The following is a 15,554-nucleotide window of genomic DNA, read 5'->3' on the forward strand; positions in this document are numbered from 1 at the left end:
TTTACTCGCCACCGCCCAACGAGTGGACGTAGATCGACAACTCCTTGACGGTGGTCTCCCCCAGGCGCGCTTGCCATGCAGGCATCACACCGTGTTTCGGACGAGCCACCTGGGCTGCAAGCTGCGCTTCGCTATTGACCTTCAGCCAGATGGCATCCGCCAGGTTCGGTGCGCCTAAATCGCGATCGCCCTTGGCATCGTCGCCATGGCAAGCCGCACAGTTTTCTGCGAAAACGACCTTGCCGGGCTCGACCAGAGCCGGATCCGACGGTGTATTGGTCAGGCTCCAGACATAGGCCGCCACTTCGCGGATCTGCTCAGGCTCAAGTATGTCGGCAAAGGCCGGCATTTCGGAGAAGCGTGTTTCGTCGTCCGCCTCATAGCGAATGCCGTGGGCAATCGTCTGATTGATCGCCTCGACATCACCACCCCACAACCAGTCGTCGTCGTTAAGATTGGGATAGCCTGGACCACCGGCCGCACCCGAACCATGGCATGGCGAGCAGTTCACCTTGAAGGCTGCAGCGCCCCCGGCAGTGGCAAACTGGGTGAGTTCCGGGTCTGCCAGGATATCGCCAAGCGGCATGGCCGCAATCTTCTGAACGAAGACGGCCTGTGCGGCTGTGGCGGCCGTCATCTCCTCAGTCAGTGCCGCTCGGTTGGTGTAGCCCAGAACGCCCTTGGTGTTTTCGCTCAGCAACGGCCAGGCCGGGTAGAGTATCGTATAGCCGATGGCCCAGACGATCGTTGCGTAGAATGTCCACACCCACCAGCGCGGCAGAGGATTGTTCAGTTCCTGAATGCCATCCCATTCATGGCCGGTGGTTTCGACGCCGCTGATGTCGTCAATTTTCTTATCAGCCATTTCCTAGTCCTCCTTGAGAGGTATGCTGGCGGCCTCGTCGGCGGCGCGTTTGCCGCCCGGCCGGAGTGTGAAGGCGATGACACCGACGAAGAACAGGGCCATGGCCAGAAGGCCCCAGCTGTCTGCGAAGTGCCGCATTGCCGTATAAGTTTCCATAATTCACACTCCCCTACCGGTAGCCGGTTGCATCGTCATAGGTGGTAAAGTCCACCAGCGTGCCGAGCATCTGCAGATAGGCGATCAAGGCGTCCATCTCCGTCAGTTCAGCCGGATTGCCATCGAAGTCGCCAACCCGGGCCTTCGGATAGCGCGCCAGAAGCGCTTCCGTATCCGCCTCCGGATCGGCCTGTGCTCTCAGATCCGACACGGCATTTTCGATCATCTCGTCCGTATAGGGGACTCCAACCGCATGGTTGGCCTGAAGATGCGCCGTGATATTGGCGACCTTCAGCGGCGTTTTCTTCAGATAGGAATAGCTGGGCATGATCGATTCCGGGACGACGTCGCGCGGCTCGGTCAGATGCTGGACGTGCCACTCGTTCGAATAACGGTCGCCCACACGCGCAAGGTCAGGCCCTGTTCGCTTGGACCCCCACTGGAACGGATGGTCGTACATCGATTCAGCCGCCAGGCTGTAATGGCCGTAGCGCTCCACTTCGTCGCGGAACGGACGAATCATCTGGCTGTGACAGACATAGCAGCCCTCGCGGACATAGATGTCGCGCCCGGCCAGTTCGAGCGGTGAATAGGGACGCATCCCCTCCACCTTCTCGATCGTATTTTCCAGATAGAACAGCGGCGCGATTTCCACCAGGCCGCCAATCGAAACCACCAGCAGAGAACCGACCAATAGAAGGCTGGCGTTCTTCTCGAAGATGGCGTGTTTGTCGAGAATTGACATATGAACCTTCCTTCTCATTCAGCCGGTTGAAGGGCTGCAGGCGCCACCGAACCACCGATGGGTGCCTCTTGCCGCTCATAACCGAGAATGGTCATGAGCACGTTGTAGGCCATGACAATGCCGCCCAGCAGATACAGGCTGCCACCGAGGGCACGCAGGACGAAGTAGGGATGCATGGCAGCGACAGACTCTGCGAATGAATAGACCAGGAAGCCTTGGCTATCGTATTCGCGCCACATCAGACCCTGCTGGATACCCGCAACCCAAAGCACGGCCGCATAGATGACGATGCCAAGTGTCGCGAGCCAGAAGTGCCAGTTGACCAGACGCAGCGAGTAGAGGCGGTTGCGCTGCCAGAGCTTCGGGGTGAGGTAGTAGATCGCGCCGAAGGAGATCATGCCGACCCAGCCGAGTGCGCCCGAGTGAACGTGACCGATGGTCCATTCGGTATAGTGGCTGAGCGAGTTGACGGCCTTGATCGACATCATTGGACCTTCGAAGGTCGACATGCCGTAGAAGGCGATGGCAATCACCATCATGCGGATGATCGGGTCTGTCCGGATTTTATCCCAGGCGCCAGACAACGTCATCAGGCCGTTGATCATACCGCCCCAAGAGGGCATCCACAGCATGATCGAGAAAACCATGCCCAATGTCTGCGCCCAATCCGGCAAAGCCGTGTAGTGGAGATGGTGCGGGCCGGCCCAGATATACATGAAGATCAGCGCCCAGAAGTGGATGATCGACAGACGATAGGAATAGACTGGTCGACCGGCCTGCTTGGGCACAAAATAATACATCATGCCCAGGAAGCCCGCGGTCAGGAAGAAGCCCACGGCGTTGTGACCATACCACCATTGGGTCAGGGCATCCTGCACACCGGAAAAGGCCGAATAGCTCTTCACACCGAGAAACGAGACCGGAACCGCCAGATTATTGACGATATGCAGCATTGCGATCGTGACGATGAAGGCCAGATAGAACCAGTTCGCCACGTAGATGTGGCTCTCCTTGCGCGTCATGATCGTGCCAAGGAAGGTGATCAGATAAGCGACCCAAACAACAGTCAGCCACAGATCGACATACCATTCGGGCTCGGCATATTCGCGCCCCTGGGTAATGCCCAGCAAATAGCCGGTAGCCGCCATGACGATGAAGAACTGGTAGCCCCAGAAAACGAACCAACCGAGATTGCCGCCAAACAGGCGCGCGCGGGAAGTTCGCTGCACGACATAAAACGACGTCGCGATCAGGGCGTTACCGCCAAAGGCGAAAATCACCGCAGACGTGTGCAGCGGACGCAACCGACCGAAATTGAAATATGGCTCGATATTGAGGTCAGGAAACGCCATCTGCAAAGCGACGAAAACACCGACCAGAAATCCGACCACACCCCATAAAACCGTTGCGATGACGCCATATTTGACGACTTCGTCGAAATATTCGGATTTCCGTGTGGCAGTGGCTGCGCCATTGGCCGTCGCTGGCGCAAACGACATGCGGCGCAGCATGATGACGGTGCCGATTGCCAGCACCACGAACGCGATGCTCATATGAGCCGCAAACAAGCTGTCCTGGGTGAACGCCACCCCTAGCAGCGCGGCGAAGGCGAGAAGTGCCATCACCAAAGTTTCAAACGTGTAATTCATTGTTGGTATCCCCCAACGTCTTGCTTCGTATCGCAACGGCAATTGGTGAGACTCACCTGCCGCCGCGTCCACCGCACATCTGCCATTCGGGCAACGGGATAACCTTGATCCAGATCAAGGCGCACAGCCGCAAAGTCTAAGAAAAACAAAAACCGAGGAGGGGTGTGAGCAAAGCACCCGATAACGCGGCATTCCGCATCGCGCCGCCCGCTTTAGGCGGCACCATGCGCGCGCACACCGGAGGGAGAACATTGCCATGGCGTCCAACGATCCGGCACTGCCGCGCAAACCGGAAAGCGACATTGAACGCGTGATGGCGATGCACATTGAAGAAGGCGACAATCTCAATTGGCTGCGCCGTGCGCATCAGGAGCAGCTCGCACTATGCCAGGCCCTGGAAGAGATAGCCGACTCCCTCCCCGCCGACATCAACCGCCAGAAATGCATCTATGCAGCCAAAGCTCTGGGACCCCTTATCGGCGGATTCCACCACTATGAAGAGCAGGTGCTATTTCCATGGATAGCGACAACATCGCCGCCCCATGTCGACGTGCGAAAGACACTGGAACGACTGAAAATCGAAGACTGTGAAGATGAATGTTTCGCAGAGGAACTGACAGACGCATTGCTCAGGCTTGGATCGGGAGAACCGTCCAATATGGAAGCAGTCGGCTATATGTTGCGGGGATTTTTCGAGGGCGTTCGCCGCCACATTGCCTATGAAGCCGACTATCTTCTTGGTCTGGTCCGGCCAAACCATCAATAAGGATCGGCTGATGAGCCGGACGTCTCTCTATATGGTCACCAGCGTCTCGCTGAGACTGCCAACAACGTCCTCGTTCACGACGACCGCTCCGACAATATTGCCGCGCTGCCCCCGAAGAGGCTTCATTCGGCAATAAATCCGCTTGTTTCCCTTGCTTCGATCGCATTGATAGTGAAAATCGAAGACATCGCCGTCAAAGCACCGGTCAAGCAACAAACGGGCTTTGTTTTCGAATACGTCGTGCCCGATAAATTCGGCCACATGACGCCCGATCAGCTCAAAACCTCTGATACCGTAGAACTCTGCTTCTGCTGCATTGCCGAGCAGAAACCGGTAATCACGCGTAATGACCGCCACGCGAACTGGAATATTGTCGAGGATACTCTCGTTCAGCAAACTATCGTCGCCAGCTTGCCGTGTCATGGGAAGACCGCAGGCAATGCCCTCGAGCGACGCTGATTGCTCGCCACCGAAATAACGTTCGATCAGGACGTTGAGGATCGCCGAAGTGCGCACCACACACGCACGATCATCCGCATATTCGCGGATCAAACTGCTGACGAAACGGAGTTGCTGCTGAATTTCGCTTGGATTCCGCGCCCTGTATTCGACAACGGCCGAAATCAATGGATCGATCTCCCGATCAATCAAGCGCACCAGTTCATCATTGCCGCTACGGATAGCCTGCTCCAATTGCTGACTTTTCATTGTGACGGCTTCAAACATCGGCAACAGCATGTCGCCCGTGAACATTTGCGGCATCAAAACTCCAATAACTTACTGAATCACTGAAAATCTCACACTTGGAACGCAGGCCAAACAAAAAGTGAAAACACTATCTTTGTTAGCCAGTTAACATGAATAGGCCTCACATTCAACTAACTAACTTTGGGGGGAAATGGAATAAATTCGCTATACGTCTGCATAATAAATACAGGCGACACCAGACTGGAGAGCAGCGGGAAAATATCAATATAAGTAAAGACTATATCGTCATAAGGCGATACGCAGTCGACTTGCCGCTATATGTATAGATTTGATTATACACAGACCTAGAGCGATTTTTTGATCGCCCAGCGATCATGATACCAGAGCCATTGCTCCGGATACTCTCTCACCCATCCCTCGACCTTGTCGTTGAGAAGCTGCGCGGTCGCCCGAACGTCCACCTGGCCGGCCTCGGTACGCGGCAGTGCAACCTTGTCTTCGATTTCAAGGCGGAAGCGGTTTCCAGGCAGGCGGATGCAGCGCGCCGGATAGATATCGCATTCGAACTGGCGGGCCAGCTTGGCAAGGAGCGGATTTGTTCGAACGTCCTGACCAAAGAAGGTCGTGGGCTGCCCCTTGTTGAACTTCTGATCAACCAGGACGCCGACACCGCCACCGCGTTCCAGTTGACGAGCGAGGGCAAAGGAAGACCCAGCATGCGAAGGGACGAGTTCCCCCATCCGCTTGCGCCGGAATGAAAACACCTTGTCCGCGACATAGGGATTATTCGGTGGACGGAACAGAACGGTGACATAAAGGCCGAACGTCGCGCCGGCGACAGGTAAGATCTCGAAATTGGCCGTATGCGCGGTAAAGACGATAAAGGGCCGAGGGTTATCTCTCAAGTCGAGAAACGTCGATGAGCCGGACACTTCGATCCGTCCCTCACCCTGTCGTTCCGGATCGAAATCGAACAGGCGGTCTAGAAACACATATTCGGCAGCAAGCCGGCCCATATGCCCCCAGCTGGCCAGCGCAATGCGCTCGCGCTCGGCATCGTCCTTGTCGGGAAATGCATTGCGCAAATTCGTCAACATTAGCCTGTGCCGACTGGTCTTTGGACCGATGAATCGCATCAATCGGTCTGCGAAATTGATCGCAGGATCAGCCGGCAACACCTTCAACATGCTGAGGAAGCCAAAGGCAAGCTGAGCCACCAGCCATTGCCGGAAACGCATAAGCGCCAGAACGATGCGGGTAACGAACAGTTTCAATGAATCAGTCCATACGAAGAATGATTTTACCGAAGACCTGACGGCCTTCCATGCGCTCCAGCGCCCTGTCGATATCCTCGAAGGTAACTTCCGTATCGATGACCGGGTGAACCAGTCCGCGTGCCATTTTTTGCATGGCATTGGCCATGTTTTCCATGCGGCAGCCAAAAGAGCCGAACAACTTCAACTGCTGCTGGAACAGCATCATCAGGTTCATCTCGGTCGACACGCCGGATGTCGAGCCACAGGTAACCAGACGACCGCCACGCTTCATGCACAGCATGGAACCGGCCCAGGTATCCTTGCCGACATGTTCGAAGACGACATCGACGCCCTTCTTCTTGGTCAGCTTTCTGACCACGCCTTCAAAACGATCGGTTCGGTAGTTGATCACATGATCGGCACCGAGCGCCTTTGCCGGTTCGATCTTCTCGTCGGATCCCACCGTAGTGATCACCGTGCAACCCATTTTCTTGGCGAGCTGAATGGCAGCCGTGCCAATGCCGGAACCGCCCGCATGAACGAGGATGGTCTCACCGGGCTGCAGCTTGGCATTGTCGAACAGCATGTGCTCGACGGTCCCAAAGGTTACGGGCGCAAGAGCCGCCGCAACCGCATCGACACCGGGTGGTGCCGGAACCAGCAGCCGCGCCGGCAAATTGATCTTTTCTTGTGCAAAGCCATCAAGATGGAAGCCATGCACGCCACCGACGTTTTCACACAGGTTGTCACGTCCATCGCGGCACGCCGAACACAAGCCACAGGTCCTCGCGCCATAGATCGATGCAAGCTGACCCGGAAGAATATTGCCGACACCCGGACCGATCGCCTCGACAACGCCGGATGCTTCTGCACCGATCGTGAGCGGAAGCTTGCGCTTGGCAAAGGCCATGCCGCGCCAACCCCAGACATCGATGTGATTGAGAGCGACTGCCTTTACACGAAGCGTCACTTCACCGGGACCCGGGGCTTCGGGCTCAGGCACATCTGTGATTTCGAGCCGGCGATCTTCGATGAGTTGCAAAGCGCGCATAAAGGTCCGTCCTTTGCCCGGCGGGCGTCTGTCTTATGTCAAAAAATGATGTTGCGCCGTCGATTAAGCCGGATCGCGCGTCATGACAAGGCTTGCGTTCTGACCGCCGAAGCCAAAGGAGTTCGACAACACCGCCGAGACCTCTGCATCCCGCTTCACATTCGGCACCACGTCAAGTTCGATTGTTGGATCAGGATTGGTGTAATTGATCGTCGGCGGCAAGGTGCCCGTCTGCATGGTCTGCAGGGAGAACACGGCCTCAACTGCGCCAGCCGCCGTCAGCGTATGTCCGATCATCGACTTGTTCGACGAACAGGCAATGGACTTCATCCGCTCACCAAACACGGCCAGCATTGCGCCATATTCCATCTTGTCGTTTTCCGGTGTCGACGTACCATGCGCATTGATATAGCCAATGTGGTCGGCAGACAGGCCAGCATCTTCCAGCGCCGCGTGGATCGTCGCAATGGCGGGACCGCCATCTGGCGACGACCGGGTACGGTGGAAATGGTCTGCTTTTTCGCCGCAGCCACGGATGATGCCGAGAACCTTGGCACCACGACCGATGGCCGATTCGAGGCTTTCCAGCACCAGCGTGGCAGCACCCTCTGCCATCACGAAACCGTCACGGTCCTTGCTGAATGGCTTGGATGCCTTTTCCGGCTGATCATTCTGGGTGGACAGCGCAGACAAAAGCGAAAAGCGTATCAAGGCTTCAGCACTCACCGAACCGTCTGTCGCAACTGTGAGCGCGCGCTCAGCTCGGCCCTGTCTGATGGATTCAACGCCGAGCTGGATCGCGGTCGCGCCCGAGGCACATGCCGTAGACAGTGTGACGGGCAGTCCACGCGTACCAAATCGATCTGCCAGGCGCTCGGAGATCGATCCGAACTGCACAGCTTCGAGAAGGACCGGATCGGGCCGGGCTCGAAGTGCGGCCAGGAAACGCACATAGGCATCGCCCTCTTCCTCGGACGGCGGAGCGCGGTCGGCAAGGGCAAAGCGATCCGACCATTCCGGCTCCACCGGAGGCGCAGCCAAAAACAGTGGTCCATCGAAATCACCGGAGATACCGGCCATGCCAAGGGCCTCAAGCGTCGTATCGCGCGCCATCGCATAGGAACGCTCGACGGCATTTTTCGCTGGCAGTTCGAGAAAATCGACTGTTCCGGAAATACGCGTCGACAAGCCTTCGGTCGGAAAGCGCTTGATCTCGTGGATGCCGGATGTACCAGACGTCAACGCAGCCCAGTTATCGTCCAGTCCCTGTCCAAGCGAGGTGATGACACCCATGCCGGTGACGGCGACGAGTGGACGGCCCAGATGATCTGTAAAGCGGGAGGTCGTCATGATCTGTCTCCTCAGGCGTCGGCGGCGAGAAGCGCAATGCCCTCACCCCGGATATAGCCGACTGTCGTCACGAGTGCCTGGCTTGCTGCACCCTTTGCGTCATCTTCGTTGGCGGGATCGAATGCAGGCACAGCGACCTTTCCGTCAATGGCAAGCGCGGCCAGAGCCAGGCCAAGCGGGAATTGCGCTTCCATGGCGTGGCCGGTGACACCGCCAAAGCCGCGAATAGGCGTGCCGGGGAATTTTGCTTCCAGCTGCGCCTTCTCGCGCGCTGCAAGATCGTGCAGACCGCTAGTACCGCTGAAGATGACAGTGTCCGTCCCAGCGGCTGCACCCACTGTGTCTTCCATACGCTGGAGGCGCGTTTCCAGACCGCCATCGGCGCGCTGACCGCGGTCGCCCTCAATACCCTTCACCACCGCATAGATATGCGCACCACGAGCCTCTGCATGTTCCCGTGATTCCATGACCAGGAATGCACCGACCGAGCCCAGCATCATACCGCCACCGGCGCCGTCTTCACGCGACCACATGGGCGCCCAGTCACCCGTCGCATGAGCGCTGATGCCTTCGACCAGAAGCAGGATGTCGGCACGTTCCGCAATGAATGCTCCGCCAACCAGCGTGTGGCTGGACTGACCGGCGACGATCCGCGCATAGGCCGTGGCCACCGCCGATATACCGGCCGCCTCCTCACCCATGAAGGTGCGCGATGAACCGGTCACCTTGTGCACGATGGAAATATTGCCGGCCAGAAGATTGGAGAGCTGTGCGAGGAACAAGGTCGGGCGCAATTCAGTGGTAAGCTTCTCGTTGAGAAGTTTCTCACGATCGTTCCGCTTCAAGGCTTCATCGACGATCATCGAATCCACCTTGATGTCGCGCTCGCCGCCGCCAGCTGCCACGATCATATCCATCGTGCCACACGCGTCGAGATCATCCTTGAATCCGGCATCATCGAGCGCCAGACCTGCGGCATAGACACCAAGGCGCTGCCAGTTTTCCATCTGCCGCTGGTCGCCCCGCTTGGGGATCTGTGTTGACCAGTCGATCTCCGGCAAAGGATGCACTGGATACGGCTTGAAACGCTCGCCTTCGACTGGCGGTCTTGCCGTCTCCTTGGCCGTCAAGAGAGCGATATGCGGCTCTTTGCCGGTTCCGTGACAGGTCACGATCCCAACTCCGGTTATCACCACATCATTCGGCTTCTTGGTCATCTTGTCGTCCTTTCGGCGCATTGCGCACCGTATCGCCTGCCTTGGCGCTTGCATATCTCGGCGCTTAAAAGCGCAAGCCGCCCGATCCGTCAACAATAATGAAGAATGTCACGGGCGACAAAAGGAGGCCTTGCGCCTCAGATCTATCCCGCAGCGAGAGCCGTCAGAAGGCCGACATCTTCAGCCCTCTTCTTGACGAGATCACCGATCGGCAGTTCGGAAAACGGTAGCGTGCGAAGCTTGAGCTGCGCATCGCAAACCTTGGCACCGGCGCATGTGATCTTCGCCTTGGTGACGGCATAGCCCGACCCATCATGCTCAAGCCTCGCCTCGATTTCCAACTCGTCTTCCGGCTTGACGAAACTGCGCATCTTGGCGCCGTCCACCGTCATGAGGAAAGGCATGGAGGCAAAGTCGTTGAGTGCGAGAAGCAGAAAGCCGGAGGCCTGAGCCATGGTCTCGATCAAAAGCACGCCCGGAACGAGAGGCATTCCGGGAAAATGGCCTTCGAATACCGGGCTTGCGGCGGGCACGCGCGAACGGGCGCGCAGCACCTTGTCGTCGAGGCTGACGGCCTCGACCCGGTCGATCATCTGGAAATATTCGAGCAACATGCCTTTATGATCGTTCCGTTGCTCAGGCCTTGGCCGCGCGCAACTCGTCGATCTTGGCGCACAGGTTCTTCAACACGAAGTATTCCTCGGTCGAAACCTTGCCTTCGTTGACTTCCTGGGTCCACTTTTCGAGTGGAATCTTGATGCCGAATTCCTTGTCGATCGCAAAAACGATGTCGAGGAAATCGAGGCTGTCGATGCCCAGATCGTCAATTGTGTGGCTTTCAGGTGTGATCGTCTCGCGATCGATTTCGCTGGTTTCCGCGATAAGGTCGGCAACTTTGTCAAATGTAGCAGTCACGCCAATGGCCCTTCTGATATGTCTTATGATGGCCCCACATAGGGAAAACTCTTCGAAATGCCAATGGGTAGATGGCGCATCTAACGCATTTGCGAAGCATGTGTTGCTCAAACAGCGATGGAATGGCGGCCTTTTCCGTTACCGAGATAGCTGTCGAAGGCAGCAGCGACCGTGCGCACAAAGGGTTTTCCGGCATCCGTCAGACGAAAGCCATCCCGATCCACAAGGCAGATGCCATCGTCATTGCCAGCAGCAAAGATCCGCGCTTCCTTTATGACTGTATCCGCCAACTGCGGAAAGGCTTCACGCAATGGCGCAAAGGCAAAGCCAAAATCGCACATGACGCGCTCGATCACATAGGCACGCAAGCGGTCATCCTCGCTCAGTTCGATCCCCCTGACAATGGTGAGACCATCGCGCATTGCCATGCGTTGATATTCCCCTGTTGCCGGCATGTTTTGCACATATCCCTGCGGCAAGAAACCGATCGACGATGCGCCAAGACCGATCAGGGCCGAGGCCGCGTCATCCGTATAACCCTGGAAGTTACGGCGCAGGCGCCCTTCCCGCTCGGCCACGGCCAGCGCGTCATCCGGTTTGGCAAAGTGATCGATACCAATCGCCTGATACCCCGCCTGCAAGAGCATCTCGGCAGCGCTGCTCATTTGCTGGTATCGGGCATCGACATCGGGGAGCGCCTCCACGGGAATCATCTGCTGGTGTTTCTTCATCCAGGGCACATGGGCATAGCCGAACAAGGCAATTCGATCCGGATCGAGTGAGACGATGTCCCGCACCGTCTTTTCGAGCGTCTCCACCGTCTGATACGGCAAGCCATAAAGAATGTCGCAATTGACCGAGTGGACACCGCGTTTTCTCACAGCCTCCACGACCCCCGCCGTTTGTCTAAATGTCTGAATGCGATTGATGGTTTCCTGGACCTTGGGATCGAAATCCTGAACGCCGAGGCTCGCGCGCGTCATACCGATGGCCGCAAGCGCATCATAGCGTGGTTCATCCAGATCGTTGGGATCCATTTCGACGCTGATTTCGATATCATCGCCGAAATCGAAGGCGGAGCGCAGCCGCGCCATCACTTCGACCAAATCGTCGGGGTTCAACAGTGTTGGCGAACCACCGCCAAAATGCACCGCACTGACCTTGGCCCCTTTTCCCACCAGCGCACCGACGGTCTCGATCTCGCGATAAAGAGAAACGAGATAGGCCGCAATCGGCTCATATTTCAACGTATGCTTGGTATGACAGGCACAGAACCAGCACAGGCGATCACAATAGGGAATGTGGAGATAGAGCGATATATCCTGCCCCTCTCCCAGTTCGCCCAGCCATTGCGCATATTTGCCGCAGTCGACGCCATCATGGAAATGCGGTGCTGTCGGATAGCTTGTATAGCGGGGAACCGCGCCAGAATACTTGGCGAGCAGAGCGTTTGTCATATCCGGAGGTGCCTTTCCATACAGTTCGCGACCGGCATACTGATAGAGGACCGACAGGATAGCGACTTTGACATTAGTCAAACTGCTGATAGATTTCCGACAAGGAATTGTGGCAGGACTACAGGCGCAAAGGGTGCCATGCCGACAACCGTCGCAGACCCGCCGCTACAGTGGCTGCATCACCGAAAAAGCAGCCCACACACCGCATTGGATCGATTATGGACGCCCACGGGAAACGACAGCTCGACAGTGAGACCCCGGCAATTTGCCGTGCCTGCGAAGCGCGTCACGGGGGAGTCTGCGGCACGCTGACGACCCCTCAGCTCGTTGAACTCAACAAATTTTCCAGCCGTCGTCGCGTCGAATCCGGCAGCGAAGTGATCGGTCAGGGCGAATCGATCGACAACTACAGCAATATTCTGCGTGGTGTGGTGAAGCTGTCGAAGATGATGTCTGACGGTCGACAACAGATTGTCGGTCTGCAATTTGCACCGGATTTTCTCGGAAGACCCTTCCTCAGGGAAAGCAATGTCACCGCAGAAGCCGCGACCGAAACCGAACTCTGCAGCTTTCCGCGCAAGGTCATCGACCGTTTCGTTGAAGAAGCGCCGGATTTCGAGCGCAAGCTACACGACCAGTCGCTGAAAGAGCTGGACGAAGCGCGCGACTGGATGCTCACCCTTGGTCGCAAGAGCGCTCAGGAAAAAGTCGCCAGTTTCCTCTATCTGATCGCCACCCACATCAATCCGGGCGACGGCGACCAGAGCACCTTCGATCTGCCCTTGTCCCGGGCAGATATCGCGGATTTCCTCGGCCTCACCATTGAAACAGTGAGCCGCCAGATGACGAAACTGCGCAAGGAAGGCATTATCGTCATCGAGAACAACCGGCACCTGACGGTACCCAAGCTCGAGCGACTGCGCATTTTCGCTGAAATCGACTGATTTTCCGAATTTGTAGGCAAAGATCCGGCTGACCTGACACCAGCCGGATCCTCTTTATGTCGACTTGCCGTCCAGCTTACGATGCCAGATGCCTGCGCAATCGCGTATAGGCGAAGTCCAGCAGCAACATGATCAACAGCGAAAGCCCCACAAGCGGGAAGATCGCGCCCCCGATTAAGAGAATTGCAATCAGTCCGCGGAAAACGCGGGCGTCAGACGGCATGGGTGGAACCCCCAACGAACCTGACGGGCGGCGTTTCCACCACATCACGCCGGCAGAGACTGCCAGCAGGACGATGGCGAGGCACACCACCACCAGAATGATCTGGTTGGCCGGACCGAACTCTTGCCCCATATGCACATTAATGCCGAATTCCAGCCACTTGCCGAGCGGCCCATAGTCAGCATAGCTCATGTCAATCAGCGGTTCGCCACTATACTGGTCGAGATGCACCACACGCTGCTGTGACAGATCATTCGGGTAAACCGAACCGGAATAGACACCCGTCTGATCACCGGGCAAAGCAACTGAATATCCGCGATGCAGTCCAAGCTGCTCGAACTTGGCCACAGCCTTATCCAGTCCGATCGGCTGAACGCCGCCCGCCTTGACTTCCGACTGAGGTATTTGTGCCTGCTCCAGCGACCATGTCGTCTTGGCCACATGGTCCAGATGTTCACCCGACATCGGCACGTTCACTCGCACACCGGCCGGATAACCGAAATTGTTACCATTGGCCCATTCATTGACCTTGGCGCCCCAGACGCCTGACCATGGCATGCCCGTGATTGCGAGAAAGACGATAAAACCACCGACAAATATTCCGGTCACCGCATGGGTATCGCGCCAGAACACCCGGCGGGACGGTGTTCCACGCACACTGATGACGCCTCCAGTCTGCCGCCGTGGCCACCAGAGAAAAATGCCCGTTGCGACAAGAAGAATTGACCAACCTCCCGCGATTTCTATGAAAGAGCGCACGAATGGACCGAAATAGCGCAGGCTGTGCAGATAGCGCACCGTCCACATCACCGTGCCACGATCAGGCAAAGCCCCCAGAACTTGCCCCGTATACGGATCGACATAGACCGCCAAACGTCCCTCGCTCTCTGAGTTAACAGTAACCTCCGCGGACAGATCGTCCGCTGCCGGATCCGTAAACTTGACAGCGACACCTGGATGCGCAGCGAGCGCTGCCGCGACCATTGTCGAGGGTGAGGCTTGGACGACAGCCTGCTGTACAGCCACTCTTTTGAGGTCAGCGTGAATGACTGCATCGAGCTCATCGCGAAACAGGTAAAGGCCACCGGTTATAGCGAGCGTGATCATGAAAGGCAGAACCAGCAGGCCTGCGTAGAAATGCCAGCGCCAGACGGCGCGATAAAGGTCGGCAGCTGAGCGCACGGACTTTTCTGAGCGGCTCACGCCGATAGACGTATCGGTCATTGTAAAATTCCTGATGAGTTTGAGAAGCGAAGACACAATGGTCGTCGCGCAATACATCCGTCAGGCGTAACGTGGTGGACCGCGGACTTCAGGCCTCAGACGGCGTGCGCCAAAGTTTGGCACGTCGGGCACAGCAACATAGGTGGTTGCAACGGCCGAAAATGAGACCCGCAGAGACAGTTCTGATACTGGGACAATCGCATTCGGTGGCGCGGCAGCGAGACGGCACAGACTGCCGCATGGGCAATCCGGCACTTTCGGGACAGGAGACTCTTTGTCTGTCTGTGCGCTATCGGCCGATGAGCAGATTTCATGAAGTGGATCGAAGGCTGACGGCGCAGCCATTGCCGCATTGGCCCACCCGCTGACAAAGCCCTGCACAAGCAGAAAGACGGCAAAAAGCACCGCGATTGCAGTGGCCGAGATTCTGTCTTTCCATATGTCGCGAAAGGCTTGCATGAATTTCGCATCGCACAATCGAAAGCGACTGTCACCTGCGCCCGTTTGCCGCGCAGGCGCCGTCCACTATCGACTTCAAAACCGGACTTTTAATCCAGCTGAATACAAAGATTGGCGCTGCAAAATGCCGCCCTCAGCGCGTAATGACGATCCGCGTATTTGAAAGACCATTGCTTTTGGCCATGGCAAAGAGCCGCGCGGCATTCTTCGGGTCGAGGCGTACGCATCCATGGGAAGCCGGGCGGCCGAGACGCTTGAGATCCGTGGTCCCGTGCACCGCATAGCCGCCCTTGAAGAAGATCGAATACGGCATCGGCGCATTGTTATACTTGCGAGACCGATGATTCTTGGACAACCATTTGGCACTGTAGCTTCCGGTCGGCGTCACATAACCCTTGCGCGCCGTCGACACCTTCCAGCGATACTGAACGATACCGTTCTTGCTCACAGTCATTGTCTGACTGGACAGGCTGATGCGCGCCACCACATTACCGGCCTCGGCGACCAATGGTTGAAATTGCAAGCAAACAAAGGCCAGAATGGCCAGCAGAACTTTGCGCATGTTTTTC

Annotated in this window: 17 protein-coding genes; 2 read left to right on the plus strand and 15 right to left on the minus strand. The window is 57.0% G+C overall.

The window, feature by feature from the left end; all coding sequences use genetic code 11:
- Window position 1: 1 nt before the first annotated feature.
- From ccoP to ccoN, 4 genes are read right to left on the minus strand one after another with little or no spacing between them, the layout of a single operon-like run.
- Window positions 2-865 (minus strand): cytochrome-c oxidase, cbb3-type subunit III, encoded by an 864-nt coding sequence (gene ccoP, locus ACQQ2Q_RS09835; protein ID WP_428186895.1) that lies wholly within the window; start codon window positions 863-865, stop codon window positions 2-4.
- A gap of 3 nt (window positions 866-868) precedes the next feature.
- A complete protein-coding gene (locus ACQQ2Q_RS09840) occupies window positions 869-1,021 on the minus strand; it encodes a cbb3-type cytochrome c oxidase subunit 3 (protein WP_428186896.1) in 153 nt (50 codons plus the stop codon).
- 13 nt (window positions 1,022-1,034) lie between these two features.
- Window positions 1,035-1,766 (minus strand): cytochrome-c oxidase, cbb3-type subunit II, encoded by a 732-nt coding sequence (gene ccoO, locus ACQQ2Q_RS09845; RefSeq protein WP_428186897.1) that lies wholly within the window; start codon window positions 1,764-1,766, stop codon window positions 1,035-1,037.
- Between the two features lie 14 nt (window positions 1,767-1,780).
- Window positions 1,781-3,415, minus strand: a complete 1,635-nt coding sequence (gene ccoN, locus ACQQ2Q_RS09850) for a cytochrome-c oxidase, cbb3-type subunit I (RefSeq protein WP_428186898.1) — start codon at window positions 3,413-3,415, stop codon at window positions 1,781-1,783.
- A 256-nt stretch (window positions 3,416-3,671) separates the two neighbouring features.
- Between ccoN and ACQQ2Q_RS09855 the strand changes: the two genes are divergently transcribed.
- On the plus strand, window positions 3,672-4,181 hold the full coding sequence (locus ACQQ2Q_RS09855) for a hemerythrin domain-containing protein (RefSeq protein WP_428186899.1): 510 nt from the start codon (window positions 3,672-3,674) through the stop codon (window positions 4,179-4,181).
- 27 nt (window positions 4,182-4,208) lie between these two features.
- Here the strand turns inward: ACQQ2Q_RS09855 and ACQQ2Q_RS09860 are convergent, their stop codons facing one another.
- From ACQQ2Q_RS09860 to hemN, 8 genes are all read right to left on the minus strand, one after another.
- Window positions 4,209-4,907 (minus strand): PAS domain-containing protein, encoded by a 699-nt coding sequence (locus tag ACQQ2Q_RS09860; RefSeq protein WP_428186900.1) that lies wholly within the window; start codon window positions 4,905-4,907, stop codon window positions 4,209-4,211.
- A gap of 326 nt (window positions 4,908-5,233) precedes the next feature.
- Window positions 5,234-6,163, minus strand: coding sequence for a lipid A biosynthesis lauroyl acyltransferase (locus tag ACQQ2Q_RS09865; RefSeq protein ID WP_428186901.1), 930 nt, complete (start codon window positions 6,161-6,163; stop codon window positions 5,234-5,236).
- A 4-nt stretch (window positions 6,164-6,167) separates the two neighbouring features.
- Window positions 6,168-7,196: a zinc-binding dehydrogenase gene (locus tag ACQQ2Q_RS09870; RefSeq protein ID WP_428186902.1), complete on the minus strand. Its 1,029-nt coding sequence runs from the start codon at window positions 7,194-7,196 to the stop codon at window positions 6,168-6,170.
- Between the two features lie 63 nt (window positions 7,197-7,259).
- The gene (locus ACQQ2Q_RS09875; RefSeq protein WP_428186903.1) at window positions 7,260-8,546 is read right to left on the minus strand and encodes a beta-ketoacyl-ACP synthase; all 1,287 of its coding nucleotides are present in this window, start codon (window positions 8,544-8,546) and stop codon (window positions 7,260-7,262) included.
- An 11-nt stretch (window positions 8,547-8,557) separates the two neighbouring features.
- Window positions 8,558-9,763, minus strand: coding sequence for a beta-ketoacyl-ACP synthase (locus ACQQ2Q_RS09880; RefSeq protein ID WP_428186904.1), 1,206 nt, complete (start codon window positions 9,761-9,763; stop codon window positions 8,558-8,560).
- Between the two features lie 143 nt (window positions 9,764-9,906).
- Window positions 9,907-10,377: a 3-hydroxyacyl-ACP dehydratase FabZ family protein gene (locus tag ACQQ2Q_RS09885; RefSeq protein WP_428186905.1), complete on the minus strand. Its 471-nt coding sequence runs from the start codon at window positions 10,375-10,377 to the stop codon at window positions 9,907-9,909.
- A 22-nt stretch (window positions 10,378-10,399) separates the two neighbouring features.
- Entirely contained in the window at window positions 10,400-10,684 is a 285-nt protein-coding gene (locus tag ACQQ2Q_RS09890) for an acyl carrier protein (RefSeq protein WP_428187479.1), read from the minus strand.
- 101 nt (window positions 10,685-10,785) lie between these two features.
- A complete protein-coding gene (gene hemN, locus ACQQ2Q_RS09895; protein ID WP_428187480.1) occupies window positions 10,786-12,135 on the minus strand; it encodes an oxygen-independent coproporphyrinogen III oxidase in 1,350 nt (449 codons plus the stop codon).
- Window positions 12,136-12,353: 218 nt separating this feature from the next.
- Between hemN and ACQQ2Q_RS09900 the strand changes: the two genes are divergently transcribed.
- A complete protein-coding gene (locus tag ACQQ2Q_RS09900; protein ID WP_428186906.1) occupies window positions 12,354-13,079 on the plus strand; it encodes a Crp/Fnr family transcriptional regulator in 726 nt (241 codons plus the stop codon).
- A 76-nt stretch (window positions 13,080-13,155) separates the two neighbouring features.
- Here ACQQ2Q_RS09900 and ACQQ2Q_RS09905 read toward each other — a convergent pair whose 3' ends face one another.
- From ACQQ2Q_RS09905 to ACQQ2Q_RS09915, 3 genes are all read right to left on the minus strand, one after another.
- The gene (locus ACQQ2Q_RS09905; RefSeq protein WP_428186907.1) at window positions 13,156-14,526 is read right to left on the minus strand and encodes a PepSY-associated TM helix domain-containing protein; all 1,371 of its coding nucleotides are present in this window, start codon (window positions 14,524-14,526) and stop codon (window positions 13,156-13,158) included.
- Between the two features lie 60 nt (window positions 14,527-14,586).
- Window positions 14,587-14,985, minus strand: coding sequence for a DUF2946 family protein (locus tag ACQQ2Q_RS09910; protein WP_428186908.1), 399 nt, complete (start codon window positions 14,983-14,985; stop codon window positions 14,587-14,589).
- Between the two features lie 133 nt (window positions 14,986-15,118).
- Window positions 15,119-15,547, minus strand: coding sequence for a L,D-transpeptidase (locus tag ACQQ2Q_RS09915; RefSeq protein ID WP_428186909.1), 429 nt, complete (start codon window positions 15,545-15,547; stop codon window positions 15,119-15,121).
- Between the last annotated feature and the right edge of the window lie 7 nt (window positions 15,548-15,554).

Source organism: Agrobacterium sp. ES01 (genome assembly GCF_050320885.1).
GTDB lineage: Bacteria > Pseudomonadota > Alphaproteobacteria > Rhizobiales > Rhizobiaceae > Allorhizobium.

Coding starts and splice junctions, on each gene's coding strand:
- ACQQ2Q_RS09870 (WP_428186902.1), bottom strand. CDS start 7,196: ATGCGCGCTTTGCAACTCATCGAAGATCGCCGGCTCGAAATCACAGAT.
- ccoP (WP_428186895.1), bottom strand. CDS start 865: ATGGCTGATAAGAAAATTGACGACATCAGCGGCGTCGAAACCACCGGC.
- ACQQ2Q_RS09840 (WP_428186896.1), bottom strand. CDS start 1,021: ATGGAAACTTATACGGCAATGCGGCACTTCGCAGACAGCTGGGGCCTT.
- ACQQ2Q_RS09910 (WP_428186908.1), bottom strand. CDS start 14,985: ATGCAAGCCTTTCGCGACATATGGAAAGACAGAATCTCGGCCACTGCA.
- ACQQ2Q_RS09905 (WP_428186907.1), bottom strand. CDS start 14,526: ATGACCGATACGTCTATCGGCGTGAGCCGCTCAGAAAAGTCCGTGCGC.
- ACQQ2Q_RS09860 (WP_428186900.1), bottom strand. CDS start 4,907: ATGTTTGAAGCCGTCACAATGAAAAGTCAGCAATTGGAGCAGGCTATC.
- ccoN (WP_428186898.1), bottom strand. CDS start 3,415: ATGAATTACACGTTTGAAACTTTGGTGATGGCACTTCTCGCCTTCGCC.
- ACQQ2Q_RS09885 (WP_428186905.1), bottom strand. CDS start 10,377: ATGTTGCTCGAATATTTCCAGATGATCGACCGGGTCGAGGCCGTCAGC.
- ACQQ2Q_RS09855 (WP_428186899.1), top strand. CDS start 3,672: ATGGCGTCCAACGATCCGGCACTGCCGCGCAAACCGGAAAGCGACATT.
- ACQQ2Q_RS09900 (WP_428186906.1), top strand. CDS start 12,354: ATGGACGCCCACGGGAAACGACAGCTCGACAGTGAGACCCCGGCAATT.
- hemN (WP_428187480.1), bottom strand. CDS start 12,135: ATGACAAACGCTCTGCTCGCCAAGTATTCTGGCGCGGTTCCCCGCTAT.
- ACQQ2Q_RS09875 (WP_428186903.1), bottom strand. CDS start 8,546: ATGACGACCTCCCGCTTTACAGATCATCTGGGCCGTCCACTCGTCGCC.
- ACQQ2Q_RS09880 (WP_428186904.1), bottom strand. CDS start 9,763: ATGACCAAGAAGCCGAATGATGTGGTGATAACCGGAGTTGGGATCGTG.
- ACQQ2Q_RS09915 (WP_428186909.1), bottom strand. CDS start 15,547: ATGCGCAAAGTTCTGCTGGCCATTCTGGCCTTTGTTTGCTTGCAATTT.
- ccoO (WP_428186897.1), bottom strand. CDS start 1,766: ATGTCAATTCTCGACAAACACGCCATCTTCGAGAAGAACGCCAGCCTT.